Genomic DNA, 24328 nt, shown 5'->3' with positions numbered 1-24328 from the left:
GTAAGGAAGAGAACCTGATCCCAGGTCGTCTTCCTTATCTTTTTGTTATTTGATTTTATAATCGCTGCTTACTTTTTCAAGTTTAAAGTGACGCCTGTTGCCGTAGCCCATGCACCCACTGGCGCAACGGTGTACGTATTATCTGGAACTAACTGAGCGTTATTGAGAAGCGTGAATGTACCAACGGCGCCTTTGCGTGTCGTCAAGCTGTATTCAGCCGTCAGAACTGTGCCATCAGCAGGAGTAAGGGTTACACGGCGTGAAACGAAAATTTCATCCTTCGGATCTTGTGTTAGTGTAACTGCAATCGTCTTCGCATCTACGGCTGCTGCGGATTGAAGCTGAAGCGGAGCGATTTCTTTTGCCGTAAATGTAGGGTTCTTCAAAGTCGCCCAGTCAGCGGAAACCGTATATGTCACACCAGGGTGGAAGGTCTCACCGTTTGGCAAAATGAACTTCGGCGCTTGGCGACCATCAGTTGCTTGCGTAAATGGCAAGTAATTCGCTGTCATCGTTGCACCATCCTCAGGGGTGATTTGAACTTGGCGATTCCGCATGGAAGAAAGGATTTGGTAGGTCATGCCGTTGTAGCTATTTTTATCGTCAACAATAAATGCACCTGGACGACCCTTGCTGTAAGCCGCGATAACATAACCATAATCCGCTACGCCATCCTTTAGATGGGATTCAACTTCAAATAGATCATTGGCAACCTGAGCTGTGGAATCCAAACGGATTTGCACTGTGCTAGCTGTGAAAGTAACGGCAGGTTGACCTTTATACCTCAGTGAGTAGGTTGTGCCTGCTTTTTGTGTTGGAACCGGAACAATATACGTGGACACAGAGCCTGTTTTGAGGCGCGGCACGTTGTTGATGGCAAGGCCATTGTCAAAAACAAAGTTTTTGGACGCAGGATCCAACTCTAACTCCGCAGTAGGGATCGGTGCTGAGAAGGTCACCTGTAGGGAAATGGCATTCAACACTTCCAGCTTCGTCACACGAACGGGAGCCACTTGTTGAGCTTCAACCAAGAGCAAGGCAGCTTGGCCGCGTGTTACTTGGCTGCTGAGTGAAGCGTAGCTTGGCAATTGGCGAATCGTTGCAGCGTCTACTTTAAGCACTGTTGCGATGATGCTGCTCAACTGCTCGGCAGTGATGGTTTGTGCCCCAGCGAATTGTTGGCCGGAGACACTATTCATAGCACCTAATGATTGTAGGGAAACCGCGTAGTTATAGAACCAATCTTTTGAAGTCACATCTTGAAAAGGACTAACGGTCGTTGCATCCACAGCAGTGTTTACGTGGAAAGAGAGGGCTACCATTTTGGCAATTTCACTACGTGTGACGGCTTGATTAGGTTTGAATGTGTTGTTCTCATAACCAGAAAGTACTTGCTGCTGAGCTAATTGCTCAATCGCAGTCTGGATCTGTGTAACACTTGTGGAATCTGTGAAAGGATTGGCTGCTAGAGCATGATAAGGAAGGATAGCGGATAATCCGACAGTTGCTGAAATCGTAAGAGCGGCTAGAACTTTTTTATTATTTTTCATCGAGAAACACTCCTCAAGTGGATTAGATTTGTTTGTTGCGCTGTTGTCTACAGGACTAAGCTTACTCCTTCGCGCATAACAATCGCATAAAAATGAGGGGGGAGACATTACAATTTCGTAAAAATGGATGAGGGTGGGGAAGGCAAAATCCAGTATGGCCCTCTGACTAGTTCAATCTAAAATAAATGCGAATCTACATCTTTTTACGCATGTTCAGACGTTTATAGTGAAATACCTGCAAAAATGCAGGAATTATCAGCAATTTAGCCTTATTAGCCTGTTTGTTGGCAAAAAAACTACATATTCGCAGGCATTCAGTTTCAACAGGACTATGATGAGAAAAAGCCTGCACTTTTGCAGGAATCTGGCCCAATACATATAAAAAAGAGCCCTCCACCAGTAGTCGAAGCTACTAGGAGGACAGCTCTTCTTTAATGTAGGACACAATGTCAACTAGTTGGCGAGTGCATCCTGTTTATTCTCATTTTGAACGATACTGTGTGAAGATGAGCCCGTAAGACGTTGCGGAGGAAAGACTTGACGAACTGGCGCAATGATAAGCGCAGCAACGGCAGCCTTAATGGCATCCCCAGGAAGAAACGGATAGCAGCCGAGCGTCATTGCTTTGGCAAACGTGTAAGAAGGAACTTTATACATTAACCAAGGGACGCCGGCCAGATATAGAAACAGAGAGCCGAAAATTTCAAGAACAAGGAAAGCCGCGACATAGCCCATGATGCCTTTTAAACGAATACGAGGTAAAATGAGACCAATGAGCATAGCGGAAAACGGCCAAATCATAATAAATCCGCCAGTTGGTCCGAGAACTAAGCCTATACCGCCGCTTCCATGTAGGAGTGGGAATCCAATGGCAGTAAGTACAACGACAAGCGCCATGCTAAGGAATCCGTAACGCGCACCGAGTAAACCTCCAGCGAGCATAACAGCTAATGTTTGAAGGGTAATGGGCACTTGTGAGTTAGGAACGGAGATACTGAAAAAGCTGAATAAGACGAGAATCGCTGCAAATAGGGCACTGAAAATAACACCGCGTAGCGTAAGTTTCATATTGTCGATCACTCCTGTTTCTGGTATTGTTAATCTATTGTCAACCAAACAATTAATACCAAGTTGACAATACAGATAATAGCACAACTGTTTGAAAAGTGAAAGGAACTTTTTTACACATGCCTATAAGTGAGAATTTAATGTCATTAAAGAATGCTTCTATCATTTATCGAATGGAGTCGGGAGAAGGACGGCGTGTGTGGTCGGGCGTCTCGTTAGATATTCATAGAGGTGAGTGGATAGCTGTTGTAGGCCCAAATGGAAGCGGGAAGAGTACACTTGCTAGTGTACTGCTAGGGTTGAACCCTTTGTCCGAGGGGCTCATTCTGCGCAGTCCGGATGAGGGGACTTCAATGACGCGAGGCGTACTTCAACTGCCAGAAGCACAGTTCATAGGAGAAACGATAGCGGAGGAACTGGATTTTCTACCACAGTCACTGCAGTTATCAGCTGAAGAACGTATGGACTGGTATGCCAATGTGTTAGCTGCCGTAGGCTTAACGTTATCGCCTGAGCGAACAATGGCTACCTTATCTGGTGGGCAGAAACAGCTAGTCAATCTCGCTGCAGCTCTCGCGGCCAATCCAGAGATTTTGCTTTTGGATGAACCAACAGCGATGCTGGACCCAGCTTCACGGCTAGCAGTCCGCGCAGCTGTGCGCCTTGCACATCAACGGGGAACGACGATTGTCTGGATTTCACATCGGCTGGAAGAGGCAACGGATGCGACGAGGGTAATCGGATTTGGCGATGGGAGAATTACATTTGATGGTGAGCCGCGTAAGTTCTTTTATGGAGAAGCTGAAGGGGCTGGGAAGAAAGTTTCGCCTTGTGTGGAGCTTGGATTTGATCCGCCTTTTGCGATCCAAACGGCGATGCATTTGCTAGAACAGGGGCTCATTCTAGATCCACTACCGTTGTGTATGGAAGAACTGGCGGAGGCGATCTCATGTCGATAGACGTACAAGGAGTCCGAGTCACTGCACCAGATTCGCCAGAAGTGACGCTGATTCAAGATATAAGTTTTACGCTGGAAAAGGGTACCGTGACGCTGCTTATCGGGCATGCAGGATCCGGGAAATCTACACTGCTGCAAGTCATGTCGGGACTACTGCAGCCGCAAGCTGGAACGGTTACACTGGATGAGCAGCCCCTATGGCTGAAAAATAACAAGGTAGATTCGAACCTGCTGCTTCGATTCGGGTTAACGTTCCAATTCCCAGAGCAGCAGCTGTTCGCACGAAGTATACGACAAGAATTCGCTTACTCGCTTAGGCCATACAGGCTGTCAGCGGAAGAGCGTGAACGCCGCATCCATGATGCCACGCAAGCGCTCGATCCCCATGGCGTATTCGCCATGGATCGCTCGCCCTTCGCACTCAGCGGCGGTGAGCAGCGCCGGCTCGCGCTGGCGACGACCTTCGCCACGGCTCCGGATTGGCTCCTCATGGATGAGCCAACTGCCGGCCTCGAGGCGGCCGCCGTCCGCGAGCTGCTGCGCATGCTGCGCGAGCGCTGCGATCGTGGCGGACTCGTCATCGCCACGCACGACCTGGACACGTTCTTTCCGCTAGCGGACCGTGTCCTCGTTCTAGACCATGGCGAGCTCGTCTTCGACGGCTCGCCGCAAGAGCTCTGCCGCGCGCCCGAGGTGCTGGCGCGCGCAGGCGTTGGCCTCCCGAGCTGCGCGGAGGCCTCACAAGAGCTGGCGCGCGTCGGCATCGCCATCGCGCCGGATCTGCTCACGCCGGCGCTTGCCGCGTCGGCGATCTTGGCCGCGCTGCGCGACGGCGGCAGCGCTCCGGAGCAGGCAGCGGCCACGCGCGCAGCAAGCGTGCCGCCGCTAGCGGAGCGGCCGCTGCAGCCGCCCGCGCCGCTGGCCGGGTGGCTGCGGCTGGACCCGCGCGCGAAGTGGCTGCTCTACCTGCTGCTCGCCATCGGCACGATGGGGCAGCAGGGGTGGGGCAGCCTCGCGGTGGCCGCAGGGCTCCTCGGCTGCGCCTTTCTCGGCCTCCCGCGCACGGCGTTACGCGGGATCCGCAAAATCGCGGCGTCTTATGCGATTTTCTTGATCTTTTCCATTGCACTGGCGGGGATTCAATTCTCGCCGTTCGGCTACGCCGTTGACAAAGGCTGGAGCACGGCTTTCATTCTGACACGTTTATTTGTCGTGTTGATGGCAGGCTATTGGCTTGCGACATCGACGCCATATGGTCAACTCGTGCAGGGATTGAACTGGGCTTTGAAGTACTTGCATAAGGTGAAGTTGCCCGTGGCATCGTTCTCTTTAGCGGTTTCGTTTGTTTTTCGCTTCATACCGCTCATTATGCGGGAGTGGCAGCAATTCTCGGCCATTGTACGAGCACGAGGCAAAGCATCTGTCCATCCAGGCAGTGTTCGCGTGCGCGACATCCCTGCATTGGTTGTGCCGCTTTTGCTAGCAATGTTCCACAAAGCGGAGCAAATGACGGTCGCGATGGAGATGAAACAAATGGATGGCAAAACGTTGCTGCTAAGGAAAAATACCTTGAAGTGGCAGCGAGGGGATACCATCTTAGTAGTAGTTGCTTTACTGGTTTGGGGAGTTTTGCTATTTACGTAGTAGATCAACAACCTAGTAGCATCGGTAGTCTAGTAGGTAGCCAGCAAGCAGGCTGCTAACGGATAAGGCAGATGCTAGTAGGTTGTATTTAATATGTAATACTCCCCACACATTATCGAAATCTAGGTATATTTCTCTCAACCATGGCTTACACATAGAGTAATAGACAATTACTCTAGAAATGGTTGGTGAGCTATGAACATCCAAAGAAAGAGATTCCTATTTTACTCGTGTCTAGCGGCGCTGCTTACGCTTCTATCATTGTTTCTACTTAGCGGTCTTAATCCTTCGTCAGCTCCGGTCCTCCTAGAAGTACAAGCGGAGGAACTGGCAGCATCCCCACAAGCAAATCAGGTCGAGGTTCCAGACTTTACGGAGGACAAGCTTGAGCAGCCATCCTCGGTTAATGTTGATACACCATCAACAATGCCATCCGAGACACCTCCAACGCCTATCGCAACCGTGACCGCGGACACAACTCCTACGCCTGCATCAACCCTAACCATAGACACGCCACCCCAGAAACCATCTGTGACAACAAATACATATATGCCTTCCTCATCCAAAGTCAGTATCCCCGTCCTCAACTATCACAGCGTCACTATTGATCCTGGGAATGTGGTCGTTATTTCTCCCGCCAAGCTGGAGGCGCAGATGAAATATCTGCATGACCATGGGTATACGCCTATTTCTCTCTCTATGTTTACTGATCTTTTTGAAAATAAAAGCGGCATTACAGCCCCGAATAAGCCTGTACTGCTCACTTTTGATGACGGCTACATAGATAATGTGGAGGAGGCGATGCCGATTCTGGCCAAATACCATTTTCCAGCTACACTTTTCATGTCACCAGGCATGGTCGAGGATCCCAGTTATTTGAATTGGGAACAGGTCAAGCAGCTGCAAGAAGCTGGCTGGGACATCCAACCGCATGGCATGACACATCCTCATTTACCTAGGCTTTCTGCTGAACAACAAGCGTATGAGATTAAAGAAGCTAGAAGGTTAATTGAGGAGAAGTTAGGCACACAAGCAGATGTTTTTTGCTATCCTTATGGGGAATATAACCAATCAACACTGAAGCTTTTGAAAGAGCACGGTTTTCGTTACGCGTTTACAATTGACCAAGGTTTCACGACGAATCAGCAGTCCCCCTACTTGCTGAAAAGGTTGTTTGTTAACGGGGAAGAGAGTCTGAAAGCGTTCATTAACAAGCTACAGAAAACCAATTAGGGAGCCGTTTCTTTTATCCCCGTACGTCTAGACAATAAAAGGAGCTAGCCCAAATTTCAAATTTCAGAGGCTAACTCCTTTTCATCCTATTCAGCAATTCACACCATTACCTCAAACGATTACAATAAGCTTCGAGTTCGTGGAACGGTATCGTAAAGAGGGCTAAGTGGTTCACAATGGATTTGGTGGATCCGGGCAAAGCTAGGAACTTGGCAAAAAGCCGATCCAGCCCATCATCCTCGGCCGCTGAAGTCCAGAACTGAACCTGCCGGACGTCGGGATTGCCTTTTTTGATGGCATGTATCAGTGCACGGAATCCTTGTACGAATAAAGGTGACTTTCGCAGCTCTTTCTCAATAAAAGCAACTTCGATCTGACATATATGTTGGTCCTCATAGTCTGCGGGGCCTGTGCCGTAACCGAAACCGGCCGCGCCGACGATGTCGTAGGACTCTTCGCTGATGATGAGCATGGCTTTACCTAGTAAGAGCGGGCTACTGATGAAACTGAGTTTCATGCCGAACGTGTAAGGCAAATTCAGTTCGTCGTGATGACGCAGCAGGAAGTCCATATAGGCTTCATGATCCATTTCAAATTCGCTTGTTCGAAATTGAAAAGACATTATTGTGGCTGTACGCGAAGGGAATCGTTAACCTTAACGATCTTACCGAAGCCGCTTCCTTTTTTGGAACCTTTGTCGATCGTAGGGGGAACTGGAAACATACGGATAGCCTCCTTATTGTCGTTTTTTGTACTTCTTCTTCCATTATATCCTAGTGAATTTCTTTAGGGTATCCCTTAAAATGTTAATTTTCTCACAAAAAACGACTTCTTTCCCATGTGTACCCTCACGAACAGAGCTTATGCTAGTAAATTTGGCATACAGTCGGCATATATAATCGTTCTCGGCTAGTGCTGCAAGCCTGAGTTCCTGGACCTCTGGACCTCCCGCAATAATCTCGTTGACCATATACAACAGCCCTTGAATAAACAAGCGAGACCCTCGATAAGCTTTATCAGCAATGGCCACATCCACCAGGGCAATATCCGTATCGTGAAATTCCTGTTCTGGTGTTCCGTAGTAGTAGGCCGCGATTCCCACCACTTGGTTTTCAGCATCCTTAGCACAGATTAGGTGGCCCTGAGTCACGTAGGAATATATGAGGGTGACCATTTCCAAAGTAGAATAAGCGGGGTGCAGGTCGCGCTTCCGGGCTAACAGAAATATACTGGCCTTAGCGAAATCGTCATCACTTACACACTTGTGATAACTTAACATCATTGTGTTCCTCCTTCCTAAACGCCTGATGTCCAGACCTTCTCTGGCTTCCTGTCGTCATCCAATTCTCTTCTGAAGCGTATGCTCCAAAGATTGCCTAATTTGAGGGTAATCGGCCATTAAGCGGTGAAAAGCATCTTGTCTGACAGACAACAGCACCGATGCTCCCGTTGCCCTAACGGTCGCATTTCGAGGGACATTGTGAAGCAGAGCAATTTCGCCGAAATGATCCCCATCTTGCAGGACGGCAACCCGCCGTTCCCCACCATCAGGCATACGTTTTATAATTTCAAATTTACCTCGGACAATAATATAAAATTTGTTGCCCTCATCGCCCTCGCTTACAATACTTTCGCCTTCTTTACAGGTTTCAGTTGTAAACAAGGTAGCAATGTTCTTAAGCAGCGGGAGTGCAATGCCTTCGAGAAAGGGAAGCTTGGCAAGCCTGTCCATATCTACTGTCGCGTAGAGACCATCCAGAGACAGGTTGAATCCGTACTGTTTATCCCAGAGGCTGCGGTATAGACTGTTCTTATGTAGAAGCTCTTGGTGAGTACCAGAATCCACGATTCGTCCGTCTTGGAATACATGAATGCAGTCGGCGTTCATAACGGAGGACAACCGATGTGTTACGGCAACAATCGTTTTCTCGGATCTCATACGATCAATGAGTTGATTAATGTCGGCCTCAGTAGCTGGATCCAATGCCGACGTTACCTCATCAAGCAGCAGCAGCTTCGGTTTCCTTAGAAGTGCTCTCGCAATCGATAAGCGCTGGCGTTCGCCACCAGAAAGCGATCCTCCTTCATGATGCACCTGTGTATCGTATCCGCCAGGCCAGCTTACAATGGTATCATGAATGTTCGCTTGCTTGGCAGCCTCTATCATTTCATTCTCCGATGCACCACTATCTAGCAGCAGGTTGTCTCGAATTGTTGTATTAAATAAGAAGGTATCCTGAGTAATGAGTGTTGACTGCTTGCGTAAAGAAGCCTCACTTATGGCACGCATGTCGTAGTCATCGATAGAGATAGCCCCCATCTTTGGATCATAAAAGCGGGACAGCAGCTGCAGTGCCGTGCTTTTCCCGGAACCACTGGGTCCAATGAATGCCACATAGCTCCCAGGAGCAATTTGTAAACTTACGTTATGTAATTGATTCGCCTCTTCGCTATAACCGAAAGTCACCTCATCCATCCGGATGGAAGGAAGAGAAGAAGGGAGCTCTAGTGGGTGAGCATCCTCTAGAACGCTTGGCTGGTGATCAAGAATTTCCCGTATCCGCTGAAAGCTGGTACTTGAATCGATAAGGCTCGGGATGAGAGACGCTAAATTCGAACCCGACTGTCCTACGCTTAAAAATAAGGTGAAAAAAGCCATGAAACCGCCGATGCTCATCATGTCGTGGAAGATCAAATATCCGCCGAAGCCGATCATAATCCCATTCAGAACCAGAAGAGATATAAGAGGTAGCCGCTCCATCATAGAACCAGCAAGCTGCAATTTCAGCCCGAAGGTAAAGAGTTCATGCACTTGTTTACGGGCGCGTTCCTCGAACCTGGCTTGCAGATGCAAACTTTTTATCGTTTTATGTCCCTTAACCATCTCATCAATTGTATTGGTGAATCGCTCTTGCGATTCTTTATAGTTCACATTAGCGGTCTCCGCACGCCCTTGAAGCAGTCTTGGCCCAATAAACATGAGCGTGGAACCAGCAAGCATGGCCAGTGTGAGCTTCCATTCAATAGAGAATAATAGAATAAGTCCGAGCAGGACACTTAAAGCCTCCCTCAGAAAAAAGGGGAATGCGATGCGAACCACTCGTTCCACGGAGCTCATATCTGTCGAGAATCGGGTGACAAGATCGCCAACACGGTATTTTTGATGAAAGGGAAGTGATTGCTTCTGCAAGTGAGTGAACAGTTGGATCCGAAGTTTCTTGACGATTTGGCCGCCAAGATTTCCTAACGCATATTCACCGCCAATACTTGCACAAATGTTGAGAAATCCGCTGCAAAGCAGCACGATAAGGATGATGGCAAAATTGTGGAGATTTTTGGGTGTAAAAGCCTCATCCACCAAATATTTTAGGCTGATAGGAGCTGCTACCGAATATCCGACTTCGATTAAAAGACAAAATAAAAAAATACTCGTTAGTCGCTTATAGGGAATCCAAAGGTACAGTAGTGTTCGTAGGAATTGCAGGAATAATCGCCACCTTTCAATAAAATAAGATTACAGCACTTTTTTTGGGTTGTAAACGACACGATTTGTCATAATTCGGGAAAAATGAGGGGTTGGATAGAACTCGAATTCTCCCCCGCCTAGCGTGTATAATACAACTAACTATCCTCATAAAGGAGATGCCGTGCATGAAAGAAACCAAAACAACCTTCGAATCTATCGACGCTTACATAGCAACCTTTTCACCTGAGTTGCAGGAGAAGCTTCAAACGATCAGAGCGGTCATTAAGGAGTCTGCTCCAGAGGCAACGGAGAAGATTAGCTACCAAATGCCTACCTTTGATCTGCATGGCAATTTGGTACATTTTGCGGCATTCAAAAATCATATAGGCTTTTATCCCACGCCGAATGGTATTGATGAATTTGAGGCGGAGTTGGCGCAGTATCCGAGGTCCAAAGGAGCTGTCCAATTTCCGCATGATCGACCGCTGCCCCTAGCGTTAATCAGCAGGATCGTGCAATATCGAGTTGCAAGGAATAGTGAAAAGGCGCAGACGAAATCACCGAAAAGGAAATGAAGATATACGTATTCTAATCATTGGTGGTGAAGCCATGGAACAGCCGTACACGATCTACGAAGAGCAAATGCAGCGAAAGTTGAAACGGTGGGAAATACGGCTGCTCAAGGAGCCGAACCTGATCGAGCGGGCCTCCAAATCCGTTCAAAATCGGATTAATCAAGTTATTCCTGAGAAAGTTCACAACACGATTACAGCAACGGTGAAGGGGATTGTGCAAACGACGCTATTCGGGATTACCTATATACCGGCTTCCGAGCCGCTGCGCGATCTATCCTTGGCGGAACGAGATGGGAAAGCGGAGGAGCTGTTGTCACTGTACAAAAAAATCGCCGCCGCCGAAGGAGCAGGAACGGGAGCTGGCGGTATTTTGCTCGGGTTAGCGGATTTCCCGATTCTGATCGGGATTAAGCTGAAATTCCTTTTCGAATTGGCCCATGTGTACGGCTACTCGACCAAGGACTATAGGGAAAGATTGTTCATCCTCTATGTATTTCAACTTGCATTCTCCAGCTCCAAGAAGAAGCCTGAGTTGCTCAAGACGATTAAAAGCTGGCCTATAATCTCGCAGACATTCCCGCCAGCCGCGGACTACATGAAGCAAGTCAATTGGCAGCAGTTGCAGCAGGAGTATCGGGATACGATTGATTTTCGCAAAATGCTGCAGCTCATCCCCGGCATCGGGGCTGTCGTTGGCGCGTGGGCGAACTTTGGCTTGCTGGAGGAGCTCGGTGTGGCCGGGATGAACTGCTTTCGGCTGCGCTGGCTGCAAGATAAAAACGTAGAGTGACGGTTGATGTTGTAGGTGATCTTACGAGATTGTTCGAACCGCTGTGAATGAGCAAATTCCTGCGAGAATACAGTTTTTTTACTCAGAAACTACCGTAAAGCAATGAATTTCTGCGAAAATGCAGGAATTTCACGATATGATTCCTCAAAACCGATGATTTGTTAGAAATACCTGCACTTTTGCAGGAATTAGTCTTTAACCGGCCCAATTGTTAGAAAAAGATGTAGATTTGCAGTTTTTTCTCCACGACAGGGGGCCAATACTGGCTCCTATAAATCCATAGCCTGTTTCCTGCCCTACCTAGTTATTTTCGGCGCGCATGCGCATATATTAGAAAGAGGGCCGGTTACCGGCTCATCTTGTGGAAAATTGTGATTATTTTCACAAGTATATATGTGATTAATTTCACAACCGGAGGAGTGTGGAGGCCATGAGTAAACCGAGAATTGTGATCCTAGGCGCAGGCTATGGCGGACTAGTCACAGCGATAAGGCTGCAGAAGAAAATGAGAAAAACTGAAATGGACGTGACACTGGTCAATAAGCATGACTATCACTTTATTACGACGCATCTGCATATGCCGGCTGCCGGCACGGATCATCATGATAATGCGCGCGTGAGCATTTCGGATTTGATTGATGAGCGGAAGATTCGGTTCATGAAGTCGACGGTTAAAGAGATCGTACCTAGTGAGAAAAAGGTGGTCTTGGAGGACTCGACGCTCGATTATGACTATCTTGTGGTAGGGCTGGGGAGTGAGACGGAGACCTTCGGTATCCCAGGTATGCATGAATATGCGATGTCGATCAAAAGCATTAACAGTGTCCGCTTTATTCGGCAACACATTGAATATATGTTCGCCAAGTCCAAGGTGGTTCCGAAGCGTAAGGATTATCTGACCTTCGTTGTTGGCGGCGCGGGTTTCACAGGTACGGAGTTCGTCGGGGAGTTGGCGGATCGCATTCCTGTTCTGTGCAAAACGTATGACGTTGATCCGGCAGATGTTCGAATTTATAATGTGGAAGCTTCCCCGTCGGCACTGCCCCCCGGACTGCCTGAGGATCTGATTGCCTATGGCATGGAAGTGATGCGCCGCAAAGGGGTGCAGTATAAGTTATCAACCGCGATCAAGGAATGCACATCGGAAGGGGTTATTCTGGGCAATGGCGAGTTCATCCGCGCAGGCACTGTCGTCTGGTCTGGAGGGATCCGTGGCAATTCCTTGCTGCAGCAAGCTGGATTTGATGTGCAACGGGGCCGCGTTAAGGTAGATAGTTGCTTGCGCTCCTATCAATTCCCGGAGGTCTTCATCACCGGTGATTGCTCGATCGTTACGAGCCCAGAGGGCACACCTTACCCTGCTAATGCGCAGATTGCTGTTCAACAGGGCTATAATGCAGCAAGGAATCTCATGCAAACGGTTCGAGGCAAAGAGTTGAAGCCATTTGTGTATGATTACAGGGGGACGGTTGCATCCTTGGGACGCGGTGAGGCAGTGGGGTTACTAAGAGTCAAGAAAGTGAAAGGACGTCGGGCTTCTTTGATCAAAAAAATGATCGATGCCCGGTATTTATACCTCATCGGCGGCCTTCCACTCATTTGGAAGAAAATGATCTGGAAGCAAAAGTCCACAACCCGCAATTATCATGTGCCCAATTAATGTGCTTATAACGTAAAATCCCCTTCAAGTAGATACTTGGAGGGGATTTTCAGTCTTTGTACCACTAACTATAGCTATTGGATCGATACTGGCTCGGAGATACGCCTTCACGTTTGCGAAACGCTCGTGAGAAATTATTTTCATCCACAAAACCAACCTGCTCCACAATTTCCTTAATGGAGAGATGGGTGGTTTCGAGTAACTCTTTGGCTTTCTCAATGCGAATTTTTGAGACGTATTGCATTAAGGGAAGGCCATTTTTATTTTTAAAATAACGTGTGACATACGATGGTGTAAGGGACAACTCCTCAGCAACGGTGGAGAGGCTTAGATTATAGTCCATATAATGCTGGGATACGTACTCTAACATAGACGCATATAAGCGATTATTATTGGCATCTTCGCCTAAGCTGTCTTGAATGCTGCGTGCCGCATCAAGCAGATTGGCACAAGCTTCGGCAACGGTTTTGGATTGGAACTCCGCTAGTGAGTCCAGTTTATATTTGATTGCTTCGCGATGAGAGAGCGGAATATTATTGACGAGTTGATTTAGGGTGAAAATGATTTGTTGAAACGTTAAGCGGAATGTTGGCGCGTCCTCCAAACGAGTAAAACTTTCTTCCATCTCATGAATCAGCAGTTGCAGATGCTCGGAGCTCTTGGAGCAGACCGCCGCATGAAGCGCTTCGGCAGAATCGGAAATTTGCTGCTTATCGATCGTCGTATGCTCCATTTTCTGCTGAGACCCTTCAGAAGGGGTGATGATGGACTGCTTACCGGCAAAAATACGATACTCCGCAAGAGATGTGGCTGAACTGAACGATTGATGCAAGTCATTTGTTGGTTGAGGTTCACCTACCATACAGGACAACGAAAGAGAAAAATGCCTTTGCATGAACGCAATGATCTGCTCGGAAAAGGCGCGACTGCGAGTCTCCCACTCTTCCGCGAATTCGTTATTCCACGAAACAATGCCGACAATCCCATTATCGATGGCTAGATCAAGTGCATAATTCACGCTATGGACGCCAGATAAATTCTCCAACACATTACAAATGGTATATTTCATTAACCACTGTTCACTAAGCGGCTCTTTACTTACCTTTGCATTGTAATCGTCAAAAATAATGACAAGCACGTTGCTTGTATGCCGTGTACCAAATAGTTTATGAAACGCACTTCGGTTATCTTGCGTCGTATTGTCTACGTTCAACTTCCCCATTAATACCGCTAGCAGCAGCTGGTTCCTCGTCAAAACCTCCTGATTATGCATCATATGGGACAAATGGATGCTCTCATCTCTCATCTGCTCAATGTAGCGAGTAAGCTGGTCTAATTCATCGTTATTGTCTGTCACCTGCTTGTCCGATGGCAAGGTTGGAAAACGATTGGAAAGCTCCTGTATCGGTTGATAGCTTTTGCGGGCGGACCGGAAGGCAAGCACGATGCCGAGAGCGAGAGATATCACAAAAATGGTTAGTGAAATCGTGAGCGCTACATCATACTCATGAAAATACGCACTGCGTTGAATGGCGTTTACGACATGTATGTTCTGTCTCGACGACGATTCCTGCAACAGGAGATAGCCAGGAATTCGTGCTTTCGCATTTTGCGCCGCTGTTGAAAGTTCACTCCACGTGAGACTGGAAGATCCTTTTAAATAGAGAAATGGCATGTTGGATTGGTCAAAAGCAATCAGGGAGCTGCCGCTGTCAATGGTCTGTTGAAAATTACTAATCAACGCCGGATAGTTCAGTTTGTAGATCATAATGCCACTCGAAAAAGGAGTGCTGTCAAGCGGGACTAAGAGCAGCAGCACTTGTTCTTTGCCGTCAGGATGATCTTCATTAGCCAGTGAAGACAGAAGTATGGGTGATTTTAGCTGTTCGAGCTTGCTCTGCAGCATTTCTGGCGGGATTCGGCTATCGCTGAGAAGTCTACTGTAGCTTTCAGGTGAATAGATGCCCGTATCGGTGAAAATCGTGTTTTTAAGCGAGCTATAGGCTGTGTTTCGATAGAACAGACCAATGGAATCGAGATCGGCAGACAGAGCTTTTAACTTTTCAAGTTCATCGGCAATTAAATACGGATATTGTAACGATTCCTGTAATTGATAAGGAAGCAATTTCGTATCTCGTGACAAAGTTAAAGTCAATTTCTGCAGGTCCAAAATACGCGTATCCAGCAGGCTGGTCGTATTGGCCATAGAGCGCTGAGTATTATCCATTAGCCGATTATAGGTATTGGATAGCGAAATGATATTGGTCACCAAGAATAATAGACCAGTTACGGCCAGAATTAGAAGGTGCCTTAGAAGAAATTTTCGATAGAGCTTGGACTGAATCGCTTTCCGCAAACTGAACACATCCCCTGGTCGAATAGGCCTTGATTTCTTAAGAGTATATAAATTTTGCGCTATGTTATCAATTCAAGGCGGGCAAAAAGCTGAAAATTGACTAGATATTGAGAAAAATGCAGGGTGCCATTTAGGGGCTGAAACCATTTTTTGCTGTGAAAAGCCGATTATCAAGCGTTGTCGGAGGTTCCAAACTTACGTATACTCGGAGCCATAGGAAAACGATTCAGGCGCCGAATCAATTCTGGATATCCACTTTTCTATCGTTCGACGAAGGAGGCAGCGATATGACTGCGAAGACCAAAGCTGCACAGGCACCCTTACCAAGGTCTAACCATAAAAGGTTCGGGCTGCAAAACAATTGGGATTATCTAATCTTTGTCATCCCTGTTGTCCTTTACTTTCTAATTTTCTGTTACGGACCTATGTATGGTGTACAACTTGCCTTCAAGCGTTTCAACCCGATTCACGGCATCATGGGTAGTCCTTGGATTGGTTTGGATAACTTTGAAAGGCTTTTCAATTCATTTCAATTTTATCGCATTGTTAAGAACACGCTGGTTATTAATCTATTTAAAACACTGATTAGTTTTCCCATTCCGATCATGCTCGCCCTCATGTTCAATGAGATGAGAAAAGAGAGATTGAAGAAGACGCTGCAGACGATCACGTATGCTCCGTACTTTATTTCGACGGTCGTCTTTGTCGGTATTATTAATTTGTTTCTCGGTGGGGAAAATGGGTACTTGAATCATCTGCTGGGGATGATCGGAATCGATGCGATTCCTTTTCTGACCAGTCCGGATTATTTCCCAGGCGTATATATTGGTTCTGACATCTGGCGGAATAGCGGATGGAATTCGATTATTTTTATCGCGGCGTTAGCTGCTGTAGATCCTCAACTGCATGAGTCTGCGCAAATCGATGGGGCTAGTCGGTGGAAGCGAATGATTCATGTGAATCTGCCGTGTATTATGCCGGTTATTGTTATTCAGTTTATTTTAATGATGGGGAAAATGATGACTCTCAGCTACGAGCGTATTCTTCTTATGCAAAATAGCTTGAATATGGAAACCTCAGAGGTCATTTCCACTTACGCTTATAAGACGGGTCTAATCAATATGGATTATGGATTCTCTACCGCTGTGGGTCTCTTTAACAATGTCATCAACATCATTTTGCTGCTTGCAGCCAACAAGATTGCCAAACGATATAGCAGCAGCAGTCTGTTCTAAAAGGAGAGGTGAACATGGAGGCCGTTTCCCACAAAATTAGAGAGTCTAATGGAGATCGGATCTTTCTGGCTATTACTTATGTACTTATCGGAATTCTTGTATTAATTGTGCTTTACCCACTGATCTATGTCGTTAGTGCCTCATTCAGTGATCCCAAGCTGGTGATTGCCGGCAAAATCGGGCTGATCCCGAGCGGCTTTAACGTGGAAGCCTACCGACGCGTATTTACGAATACGGAAATATGGATTGGTTATCGAAATACATTGCTCTACACGGCCATAGGAACGTTCGTCAATATTTCATTGACCATGATGGGGGCTTATCCGTTGTCACGCCGAAATTTCCGATGGCGCCGCGGGCTTATGATATTCTTCACCATTACGATGTTTTTCAGCAGCGGTATGATACCGATGTATCTACTCGTTAAGAATCTGGGACTTTATAATTCCATGTGGGCATTAATATTGCCAACGGCGATCAGTGTATACAATATGATTGTCGCTCGTACGTTCTTGGAAACCAACATTGATGAGCAACTCTATGAATCCGCCTATATGGATGGCAGCGGCAATATCAGGTCGTTTTTCTCCATTGTGCTGCCTCTGAGTGCGCCGATCATGGCAGTTCTTGTGTTATTTTATGCCGTGTATCATTGGAACTCCTATTTCGAGGCGATGATCTATTTGAAGGAACGTTCGCTGTATCCGCTGCAGCTCTTCCTACGGGAAATTCTAGTCATGAATCAGTCGGATAACGTGATGATGGATTCCATTGAGATGGATACAAGCAAATTTCTCGTTGCGGAAGGTGTTAAATATGCCGTTATTATCGTATCCAGCGGACCCATTCTGATGCTGTATCCCTTCCTTCAGAAGTATTTCGTCAAAGGGATGATGATTGGTGCGCTTAAAGGTTAATGTGATTAATAATTAATAATTGAGGAGATGACTGACGATATGAAAAGAAAATTAGTTGTGCTGATAGCTGCTATGCTGATCACGTCAATTCCAGTGCTAAGCGCTTGCAGCGATAAGGATAAGGGGACTGAGCCTGTTGCAACGGGTGCGAATAAAACAAGTGCGAATATTACGAAAACAGGTATGCCCATTGCTAGCGAGCCTGTTCAATTGAAAGGGCTTGTCTCCAAATATGAGCTGGTCAAAGATTGGAACGAGCATAAAGGGTTGAAAAGTTACGAGGCCAAATCGAATGTGGTTATTAAATGGGATACAGTCCCGCAGAACGCCTTTGATGAGCGTAGAAATCTGATGTTTGCTTCCAATGATCTGCCGGACTTCGTCATGCGGGCGAATTTGTCACCGCAATTGATTACTTCGTATGCCGCAGCGGGTCAGATTATCCCGTTGGATCCTTTGATTGAGGCTGGCTATGCGCCGAATCTGGCAGCACTTATGAAAGAGAATGACGGGATTCGCAAATCAATTACCTCGGCTGACGGCCATATTTATTCTCTGCCGAATATTAGTGAAGCAGATGGACGTATTTCTTCCTCTTGGATCAATAAGAAGTGGCTGGACAAGCTTGGACTTCAAATGCCGACAACAACGGATGAGTTTTATAAAGTGTTGAAAGCTTTCAAGGAACAGGACCCTAATGGGAATGGCAAAGCGGATGAGGTTCCGATTTCGGGGTACAAAGAGGGCAACAAGAACTACGGTGATCAATTTATTAAATCGTTTTATGGCAGTTGGGGATTCGGAGCGAATTCTGGCATCATCGCGCCTTTTATGGATATCGATAACGGGGGCAAAGTGCGATATATCGCAACAGACAACACCTTCAAAGACATGATTACTTTCTTTAATAAGCTCTGGATGGAAGGTTTAATTGATAAAGAAATTTTATCGCAGGATATGAAGCAGGAGATCGCGAAGGTTGATGATGAGCGAGTCGGCTTTGTGGCGAAGGGCAATAACAATTTGTGGCTGGGCAAAAATCGGAATAATTACGTCCAGAACCCTGTCTTAAAAGGGATTGACGGCAAAGTGTATTGGACGGGCATTTCCCCGAAAGTTCGGGATTTAGGCTCATTCGTGATTACGAACAAAAACCCGAATCCCGCCGCGACGCTGCGCTGGGGAGATTATTTCCTGAGCGAAGAAGGGACAGCGCTGGCTCGACTTGGTATCGAAGGTGTGACATATACGATCGGCAGTGATGGGTTTTATAAGCTGAAGGATGAGTTTGCCAAAAATCCGAACGGACTCACAGTCGATGAGGCGCTATCGGACTATACGATTTTCCAAGGCGGAGGCATTCCACAGCGTGTAACGCAAAAGGTCGACCAAAGTGCGGCTGTTCTTCCAGAGATGATTGCGAATAAAGATGTCATTCGACCTAATTTAGTACCCGATGAGAAACTGATGATTCCTACGTTTACGGAGAAAGAGAATATCGAATTAAGCTCATACGCAACGGATATCGAAGCTTATGCAGATGAGAATATTGTTAAATTTATAACGGGCGCTAAACCGCTTAGCGAGTGGGATAAGTATGTAAGCACGCTGAATAAAATGCAGCTTGATAAATATTTAGCGATCTATCAAGCCGCTTATGACCGCTGGAATCAGAAGTAATCTGCATATAGAAGGAGGGACTACGCATGAAATTTTATGGCACAAGTGCAGCCGAAGGCATACCGAATCCATTCTGCTCCTGTTCCGTGTGTAACAACGCACGGGAAGTAGGCGGTGCAGAGATTCGCCGCCGCTCGATGTTCCGAATCAATGAGGAGATGTGTATTGATTTAGGCGCGGATTCTTTTCAACAAGCCATTGAATATGGGGATTTTACTAAGCTTAAGCATGTCTTAGTGAGCCATACGCACGAAGACCATTTCAACTATATGATGATGAATGTTAGAAACATGTCGATTGAACGCTTGAAGGAGCCGCTGCATTTTTACTTTACAGATCAAGCGTATGACATCGTCGAATTCTATCGTCAAAGCCGACCGATCATGAAAGGCATGACTGCCGATTTGGAGGCGCGCGGCGTTGTAGCTTTTCATAAGCTGGAGTTTAACGAATCAGTGACTATCGCTGGTATGGAAGTAACGCCACTGCGCGGGAATCACAAGGGCAATATGGGAGAAAATTGTGCAAACTATCTCATTCAGCAACCAGATGGCCAGAAGCTATACTACGGCGTAGATACAGGCTGGTACTTGCCGGACGCGTTCAAGGAGCTGGAGAATGCTTCACTGAATGTATTGATTAGTGAATGCACCTTTGGATTAACTACTGGACGCGGCCTCCATCCAAATGGCCATTTGGACGCTTTTAGCTGCATGGAGCTATTCCATAAGCTGTTAGAACAAGGGACGATTCACGTCAATACGCGTATTTATCTGACTCATATTAATCATTTTAATTCTACACATGCCGATTTGGTCGGCTGGTTTCAAGAGCAGCAATTCCCATGCCCGATTACGGTGGCATGGGATGGCATGGAGTTATAGACATAATAAGAGAGGCTGTCCCCGAAGTCATAACTTGATGACGGAGGGACAGCCTTTTCTTGTGGAAAGGGGGAGCAACGACTTCGGATAACGTTATAGAGTAACGCTATTCAGACCAATTAGGCTACGAAGTACACAATAACGTTACGTGATAGCGTTATTAGCCCCAAAGTCGAAGTTTTCTTCGTATTTCACCACTTTAACGTTATGCCATCACTTTATTCCAAGTGAGAATATGTCCTAGCCCAGATTAAGATGATGCCATCATCTTAATCTGAGCGATCTGGAAGCACTTATTTGATTGCCGTCTTAGGTATCGCCGCTCTTCCAACGGACTCCGTTGCGGCGAGATCGGTAAGCCTCTTTTTTGCATAATTGTTGTATAAGATAGAGCTGCCAATGGTTAGGAACGCAATGACCGCCATCCCCCAGATCAGGTTATCGAAAGCACGTTCAAGCGGCAGTGATTTCTGCCACACGAGCGCGCTCCCCGAGAGCGCCACGGCGAATGCGCCGCTGAAAAACTGCAGCAATTGGAACAAGCCCATGCCGGAGCCGATGCGTTCCTTCGGCAATTGCCGGGAGAGCTCATTGGATACTGCGCTGGAGAGTGTCGTGAAGCTGATGCTGACCAAGATGTAGAGTGCAGCAATCCAGTAGTAAGAGTAGCTGGCTGTCAGGGCCAATAGCACGGTAGAGAGTAGCATCAACCATGGCACGTAACGAAGTAGAGCTGAGTTCCCATAACGGTCAATGATACGTCCAACACGATTCGACACCAGCATGGCTAGGAGTGCTCCTGGGAAAAGCAATAGTCCTGAGGTAAGCGGAGCTAAACCGAATACACGAGCGAGCATCTGTGGCGCAAGGAACAGGAAGCCGAAGCTAATCATGTAGGAAAAAACGCCGATCGCGCTAAGCGCCATATAAGGTCTGTCGCTGAATAGCGCGGGCAGAACGAATGGCTGCGACGCCATACGAATGCGCAGAGTGAATAGGGCAATCGCGAGTATACCTACTAAGAGGGCAACGATGCTCTTGGACGTTAGGAAGAGCAGTAGGCCAGTCGTTCCAACGCCAAGGAGCAGCGCACCGATGAAATCGAACGAGCCGCTTTCTGCTTTTTCTTTTGGGAGCAAGATTAAAAATATAGGGATAAGCAGAAGCGTAATCCCGGTAATCACGAACAGGAAGTGCCAGCCCAAATACTGAACGATAGAACCGCCTGCGACGGGGCCGAGCCCTAAGCCGAGTGAGGCCGCGGATAAGATGAGCGACATCGCTCTGCCTCTGCGAGACAATGGGATGTAACGGGTGACGAGAACGATGCCAAGCGATGGGATCGCGCCTGCGCCAGATGCTTGAATCAGCCTGGTAAGCAGCAACAATCCGAAGCTGTTCGTGAACAGTCCTAAGACGGAAGCGCCGCCTAGTGAAAGCAGAGCAATGACATAGAGTTTGCGAATCGGCACGAAGTCGGACAAGCGGCTGTAGGTAATCGATGCAATGGCGAAAATGATGGAATATCCCGTGACAATCCACGATGCTGTCGAGGGGCTGAGCTCGAATTGCACTGAGATTTTGGGAAGTGCCAGGTTGAACATCATCGTATTCATGATCACCAGTACAATGGTAAAACAGAGCAACCACGATACCGGCGTTTCTCGTAAACGACCTGGCATCTCAGGTTGCGCATGTGTTGTTCCTTGTGCTGAAGAGTTTGCGTTGTCTGACATGGTACACCATCCGATCTGAACTATAATTTTATTTGTGACAGTTTAGCATGAGGGTTAGGGTGTGTCAATGAATTTAAGTATATGACCATTGTAATGTTGTATATTTATCCAAATAATCGTATTACTATACAAAAAGATGAGTGAGGAATATAAGGGGACACCTTATCATAGTTTTTCCAGTTATTCACGACTCATTCCGGGCACCTAAGAGGTGTCCTTCCCCGAAATTCCTCCTTTTGAAGGGACGATGGAATGAATGGAACAACCTCTGAAGGATACAAGCCACTTCTTTTCATCAAATACCCCGATTACGTACGATAATGGAAGAAAATCAAAGAATCATGTAATTGTAAGCGAATTATTGCGTGATACAAGAGGTGGGAGGGGGCTTTTTACGTTTTTTCCATCCTTTACTATGTGAGTAGAAGAGAGTAGTATTCAACACGTACTAGAACAGTTGAATATTTCGCTTAATTTTCTGTTAAGAAAAGCGGGGGAACCACAAGTATCATGGGGTGAGTAGGGGTACGAATACCAAGTACCTTTTAGGGCGGATTTCTCGCGGCCCGAACCCGGCAGCTAACCTCGTAAGCGATCGTGAGAAAGGAGAACATGTGTTTAAAACACAAGGTCATTCCTTGTGTTTTTTTGCGTCCATTTTTCAAGTGTGGTGCGTGATATTCGTTTTATTGGAGGAACAATCGCGAAATGACAAGTGAATCATTGAAAAAAATTGTGTTTGGTAAGCCGCTAAAGTCGAGTGAGATTGAGTCGGAGAAAATGCCTGTCTGGAAAGGACTTCCCATCCTGTCTTCCGATGCCTTATCTTCCGTATCATACGGGACAGAGCAAATTCTTTTAGAGCTTGCAACAGTTGGTGTAGCTGCATTTGCCTTCTCCTTGCCGATTGCGGTCTCCATCATCGCTTTGATACTTTTGCTAGTGTTGAGCTATAGACAGGTGATTGAAGCCTACCCTATGGGTGGCGGCGCTTATATGGTTACGAAAGAGAATTTAGGGATGGTATGGGGTCGACTTACAGGAGTCTCCTTGCTGATTGACTATACCCTAACGGTTGCCGTGTCGATCTCGGCTGGCGTCCAGGCGATTACGTCTGCCTTCCCATCAGCTGTTCCTTACATTGTTCCGCTCACCATCCTGCTGGTTTGGATCATGGTGTGGCTGAATTTGCGAGGTACTTCTGAGTCAGGCACGGTATTCGCCATACCTACTTATTTTTTCATCCTATGTATCCTGTTGTTAGTTGGAAAAGGCATTTTCGATTTGCTCACGGGTTCACTGAATACACACGCTATCGAATTCACACCCAGTGCAGCAACGAGCTCATTGACCTTATTCGTTATTCTTAAGGCGTTCTCTTCTGGTTGCTCAGCAGTCACAGGGATCGAAGCGATTTCGGATGCCGTGCCCCATTTCAGAACACCTTCCGTGAAAAATGCCCAACGAACGCTGCTCTCCTTAGGCTTTTTGTTGGCTATCGTCTTCGGTGGTGTCACGCTGATTGCTTTAGGGTATGGGATTGCGCCTGACCCGAATGGTCATACATCAGTTCTATCGATGGTGACGGAGCAAGCTTTTGGCCGTGGCACGATGTATTATGCGACTCAAATCGCAACGATGCTCATTCTAGTGCTTGCAGCGAATACGAGCTTTAATGGCTTCCCGATCTTGGCATCGATCATGGCTCAGGACAAAAACTTCCCGCGCATGTTCTCTTTCCGTGGGGATCGTCTTTCCTATCATTATGGCATCATTACGCTGGGCGTATTGGCGAGTCTGCTTCTGATTGGTTTTAAAGGTAAAACCGATGCACTTATTCCGCTTTATGCGATTGGCGTATTTTTATCTTTTACACTTGCTCAGACGGGCTTGGTTCGAAAATGGCTCAAAGAACGCGTATCCGGCTGGATCGGGAAGCTGATCATTAACGGCCTAGGGGGGATCGTCTCCCTTGCGGTTCTTATCATTTTCTCTGTCACAAAATTTAGCGAGGGCGCTTGGATTGTCATTGTTATTACACCGCTACTCCTATGGGTTATTACGAAAATCAGCCATCATTACGACGACGTGGCTAAACAACTGCGTATCGATATCACACAAGACCGTGTGTGTACCAAAGAACCTGTCATTATCGTACCCGTAGCTGGGATTCATAAAGCTGTAGAGCAAACCCTGAACTATGCCAGATCGCTTTCGCCTAACGTTATTGCGTTCTATGTGTCCTTCTCGGATGAGGATGAAGAATCGATGCAGGAGAAGTGGCAGATCTGGGATCCAGGCGTTCGACTCGTTGTGTTCAAATCGCGATATAGAACGATCCTGAAGCCGCTGGCCGAATTCATTGATCGCATCGACACGCATGTGTCTGAGAAGCAGTCTATCATGGTTATTCTTCCGCAATTCATGCCGAAGAAATGGTGGCATCGTCTGCTCCATAATCAGTCTGCGGCGCGGATTCGTTCGAAGCTTCAAGCCGATAAGGATATCGTTGTTGCGACAGTACCGTATCATTTACATCAATAGAGGTGTACAATAATAGGGAGAACTTGTAGACG

Annotated in this window: 18 protein-coding genes and 1 riboswitch; of the genes, 11 read left to right on the top strand and 7 right to left on the bottom strand. The window is 47.0% G+C overall.

Annotated features, from left to right (window positions below):
• Positions 1-68: 68 nt before the first annotated feature.
• Entirely contained in the window at positions 69-1550 is a 1482-nt protein-coding gene (locus J2736_RS22735) for an S-layer homology domain-containing protein (protein ID WP_310500882.1), read from the bottom strand.
• A 453-nt stretch (positions 1551-2003) separates the two neighbouring features.
• Positions 2004-2618, bottom strand: coding sequence for a biotin transporter BioY (locus J2736_RS22730; RefSeq protein WP_310500881.1), 615 nt, complete (start codon positions 2616-2618; stop codon positions 2004-2006).
• A gap of 140 nt (positions 2619-2758) precedes the next feature.
• On the opposite strand from J2736_RS22730, the gene J2736_RS22725 reads away from it, so the two are divergent.
• From J2736_RS22725 to J2736_RS22715, 3 genes are all read left to right on the top strand, one after another.
• A complete protein-coding gene (locus tag J2736_RS22725; RefSeq protein ID WP_310500880.1) occupies positions 2759-3577 on the top strand; it encodes an ATP-binding cassette domain-containing protein in 819 nt (272 codons plus the stop codon).
• On the top strand, positions 3568-5220 hold the full coding sequence (locus J2736_RS22720) for an ATP-binding cassette domain-containing protein (protein WP_310500879.1): 1653 nt from the start codon (positions 3568-3570) through the stop codon (positions 5218-5220). The genes J2736_RS22725 and J2736_RS22720 overlap by 10 nt, the downstream gene beginning before the upstream one ends.
• A 195-nt stretch (positions 5221-5415) precedes the next feature.
• Positions 5416-6453, top strand: a complete 1038-nt coding sequence (locus J2736_RS22715; RefSeq protein WP_310500878.1) for a polysaccharide deacetylase family protein — start codon at positions 5416-5418, stop codon at positions 6451-6453.
• Between the two features lie 106 nt (positions 6454-6559).
• On the opposite strand, the gene J2736_RS22710 is transcribed toward J2736_RS22715, so the two are convergent.
• From J2736_RS22710 to J2736_RS22700, 3 genes are all read right to left on the bottom strand, one after another.
• Positions 6560-7075, bottom strand: coding sequence for a hypothetical protein (locus J2736_RS22710; protein ID WP_310500877.1), 516 nt, complete (start codon positions 7073-7075; stop codon positions 6560-6562).
• A gap of 144 nt (positions 7076-7219) precedes the next feature.
• The gene (locus tag J2736_RS22705; protein ID WP_310500876.1) at positions 7220-7735 is read right to left on the bottom strand and encodes a hypothetical protein; all 516 of its coding nucleotides are present in this window, start codon (positions 7733-7735) and stop codon (positions 7220-7222) included.
• Positions 7736-7789: 54 nt separating this feature from the next.
• Positions 7790-9880: an ABC transporter transmembrane domain-containing protein gene (locus J2736_RS22700; RefSeq protein WP_310500977.1), complete on the bottom strand. Its 2091-nt coding sequence runs from the start codon at positions 9878-9880 to the stop codon at positions 7790-7792.
• Between the two features lie 224 nt (positions 9881-10104).
• Here J2736_RS22700 and J2736_RS22695 point away from each other — a divergent pair, with 224 nt between their 5' ends.
• The 3 genes from J2736_RS22695 to J2736_RS22685 all read left to right on the top strand — a co-directional run bounded on the left by J2736_RS22695 (position 10105) and on the right by J2736_RS22685 (position 12944).
• Positions 10105-10494 (top strand): iron chaperone, encoded by a 390-nt coding sequence (locus tag J2736_RS22695; RefSeq protein WP_310500875.1) that lies wholly within the window; start codon positions 10105-10107, stop codon positions 10492-10494.
• Between the two features lie 34 nt (positions 10495-10528).
• Positions 10529-11284 (top strand): EcsC family protein, encoded by a 756-nt coding sequence (locus J2736_RS22690; RefSeq protein WP_310500874.1) that lies wholly within the window; start codon positions 10529-10531, stop codon positions 11282-11284.
• A gap of 430 nt (positions 11285-11714) precedes the next feature.
• Entirely contained in the window at positions 11715-12944 is a 1230-nt protein-coding gene (locus tag J2736_RS22685; protein WP_310500873.1) for an NAD(P)/FAD-dependent oxidoreductase, read from the top strand.
• A gap of 64 nt (positions 12945-13008) precedes the next feature.
• Here the strand turns inward: J2736_RS22685 and J2736_RS22680 are convergent, their stop codons facing one another.
• On the bottom strand, positions 13009-15300 hold the full coding sequence (locus J2736_RS22680; RefSeq protein WP_310500872.1) for a helix-turn-helix transcriptional regulator: 2292 nt from the start codon (positions 15298-15300) through the stop codon (positions 13009-13011).
• A gap of 287 nt (positions 15301-15587) precedes the next feature.
• On the opposite strand from J2736_RS22680, the gene J2736_RS22675 reads away from it, so the two are divergent.
• From J2736_RS22675 to J2736_RS22660, 4 genes are read left to right on the top strand one after another with little or no spacing between them, the layout of a single operon-like run.
• Positions 15588-16535, top strand: coding sequence for an ABC transporter permease (locus J2736_RS22675; RefSeq protein ID WP_310500871.1), 948 nt, complete (start codon positions 15588-15590; stop codon positions 16533-16535).
• A 14-nt stretch (positions 16536-16549) separates the two neighbouring features.
• Entirely contained in the window at positions 16550-17452 is a 903-nt protein-coding gene (locus tag J2736_RS22670; protein WP_310500870.1) for a carbohydrate ABC transporter permease, read from the top strand.
• A 39-nt stretch (positions 17453-17491) separates the two neighbouring features.
• On the top strand, positions 17492-19132 hold the full coding sequence (locus J2736_RS22665; protein WP_310500869.1) for a type 2 periplasmic-binding domain-containing protein: 1641 nt from the start codon (positions 17492-17494) through the stop codon (positions 19130-19132).
• Between the two features lie 26 nt (positions 19133-19158).
• Positions 19159-20016: an MBL fold metallo-hydrolase gene (locus tag J2736_RS22660; protein ID WP_310500868.1), complete on the top strand. Its 858-nt coding sequence runs from the start codon at positions 19159-19161 to the stop codon at positions 20014-20016.
• Between the two features lie 293 nt (positions 20017-20309).
• Here J2736_RS22660 and J2736_RS22655 read toward each other — a convergent pair whose 3' ends face one another.
• Entirely contained in the window at positions 20310-21752 is a 1443-nt protein-coding gene (locus tag J2736_RS22655) for an MFS transporter (RefSeq protein ID WP_310500867.1), read from the bottom strand.
• Positions 21753-22209: 457 nt separating this feature from the next.
• Positions 22210-22361, top strand: a riboswitch (cyclic di-AMP (ydaO/yuaA leader).
• 99 nt (positions 22362-22460) lie between these two features.
• Here J2736_RS22655 and J2736_RS22650 point away from each other — a divergent pair.
• Positions 22461-24296, top strand: coding sequence for an APC family permease (locus J2736_RS22650; protein WP_310500866.1), 1836 nt, complete (start codon positions 22461-22463; stop codon positions 24294-24296).
• Positions 24297-24328: the final 32 nt, after the last annotated feature.

This window comes from Paenibacillus qinlingensis (assembly GCF_031455095.1).
Lineage (GTDB): Bacteria > Bacillota > Bacilli > Paenibacillales > NBRC-103111 > Paenibacillus_E > Paenibacillus_E qinlingensis_A.
Note: the sequence above shows the minus strand (reverse complement) of the source record. Positions and strands in the feature narration are given on the sequence as shown.

Excerpts from the sequence above, each read along its gene's own strand:
- J2736_RS22670 (WP_310500870.1), top strand. The coding sequence starts at position 16,550 with ATGGAGGCCGTTTCCCACAAAATTAGAGAGTCTAATGGAGATCGGATC.
- J2736_RS22720 (WP_310500879.1), top strand. The coding sequence starts at position 3,568 with ATGTCGATAGACGTACAAGGAGTCCGAGTCACTGCACCAGATTCGCCA.
- J2736_RS22725 (WP_310500880.1), top strand. The coding sequence starts at position 2,759 with ATGTCATTAAAGAATGCTTCTATCATTTATCGAATGGAGTCGGGAGAA.
- J2736_RS22675 (WP_310500871.1), top strand. The coding sequence starts at position 15,588 with ATGACTGCGAAGACCAAAGCTGCACAGGCACCCTTACCAAGGTCTAAC.
- J2736_RS22695 (WP_310500875.1), top strand. The coding sequence starts at position 10,105 with ATGAAAGAAACCAAAACAACCTTCGAATCTATCGACGCTTACATAGCA.
- J2736_RS22715 (WP_310500878.1), top strand. The coding sequence starts at position 5,416 with ATGAACATCCAAAGAAAGAGATTCCTATTTTACTCGTGTCTAGCGGCG.
- J2736_RS22690 (WP_310500874.1), top strand. The coding sequence starts at position 10,529 with ATGGAACAGCCGTACACGATCTACGAAGAGCAAATGCAGCGAAAGTTG.
- J2736_RS22710 (WP_310500877.1), bottom strand. The coding sequence starts at position 7,075 with ATGTCTTTTCAATTTCGAACAAGCGAATTTGAAATGGATCATGAAGCC.
- J2736_RS22655 (WP_310500867.1), bottom strand. The coding sequence starts at position 21,752 with ATGTCAGACAACGCAAACTCTTCAGCACAAGGAACAACACATGCGCAA.
- J2736_RS22685 (WP_310500873.1), top strand. The coding sequence starts at position 11,715 with ATGAGTAAACCGAGAATTGTGATCCTAGGCGCAGGCTATGGCGGACTA.
- J2736_RS22650 (WP_310500866.1), top strand. The coding sequence starts at position 22,461 with ATGACAAGTGAATCATTGAAAAAAATTGTGTTTGGTAAGCCGCTAAAG.
- J2736_RS22660 (WP_310500868.1), top strand. The coding sequence starts at position 19,159 with ATGAAATTTTATGGCACAAGTGCAGCCGAAGGCATACCGAATCCATTC.
- J2736_RS22735 (WP_310500882.1), bottom strand. The coding sequence starts at position 1,550 with ATGAAAAATAATAAAAAAGTTCTAGCCGCTCTTACGATTTCAGCAACT.
- J2736_RS22730 (WP_310500881.1), bottom strand. The coding sequence starts at position 2,618 with ATGAAACTTACGCTACGCGGTGTTATTTTCAGTGCCCTATTTGCAGCG.
- J2736_RS22705 (WP_310500876.1), bottom strand. The coding sequence starts at position 7,735 with ATGATGTTAAGTTATCACAAGTGTGTAAGTGATGACGATTTCGCTAAG.
- J2736_RS22665 (WP_310500869.1), top strand. The coding sequence starts at position 17,492 with ATGAAAAGAAAATTAGTTGTGCTGATAGCTGCTATGCTGATCACGTCA.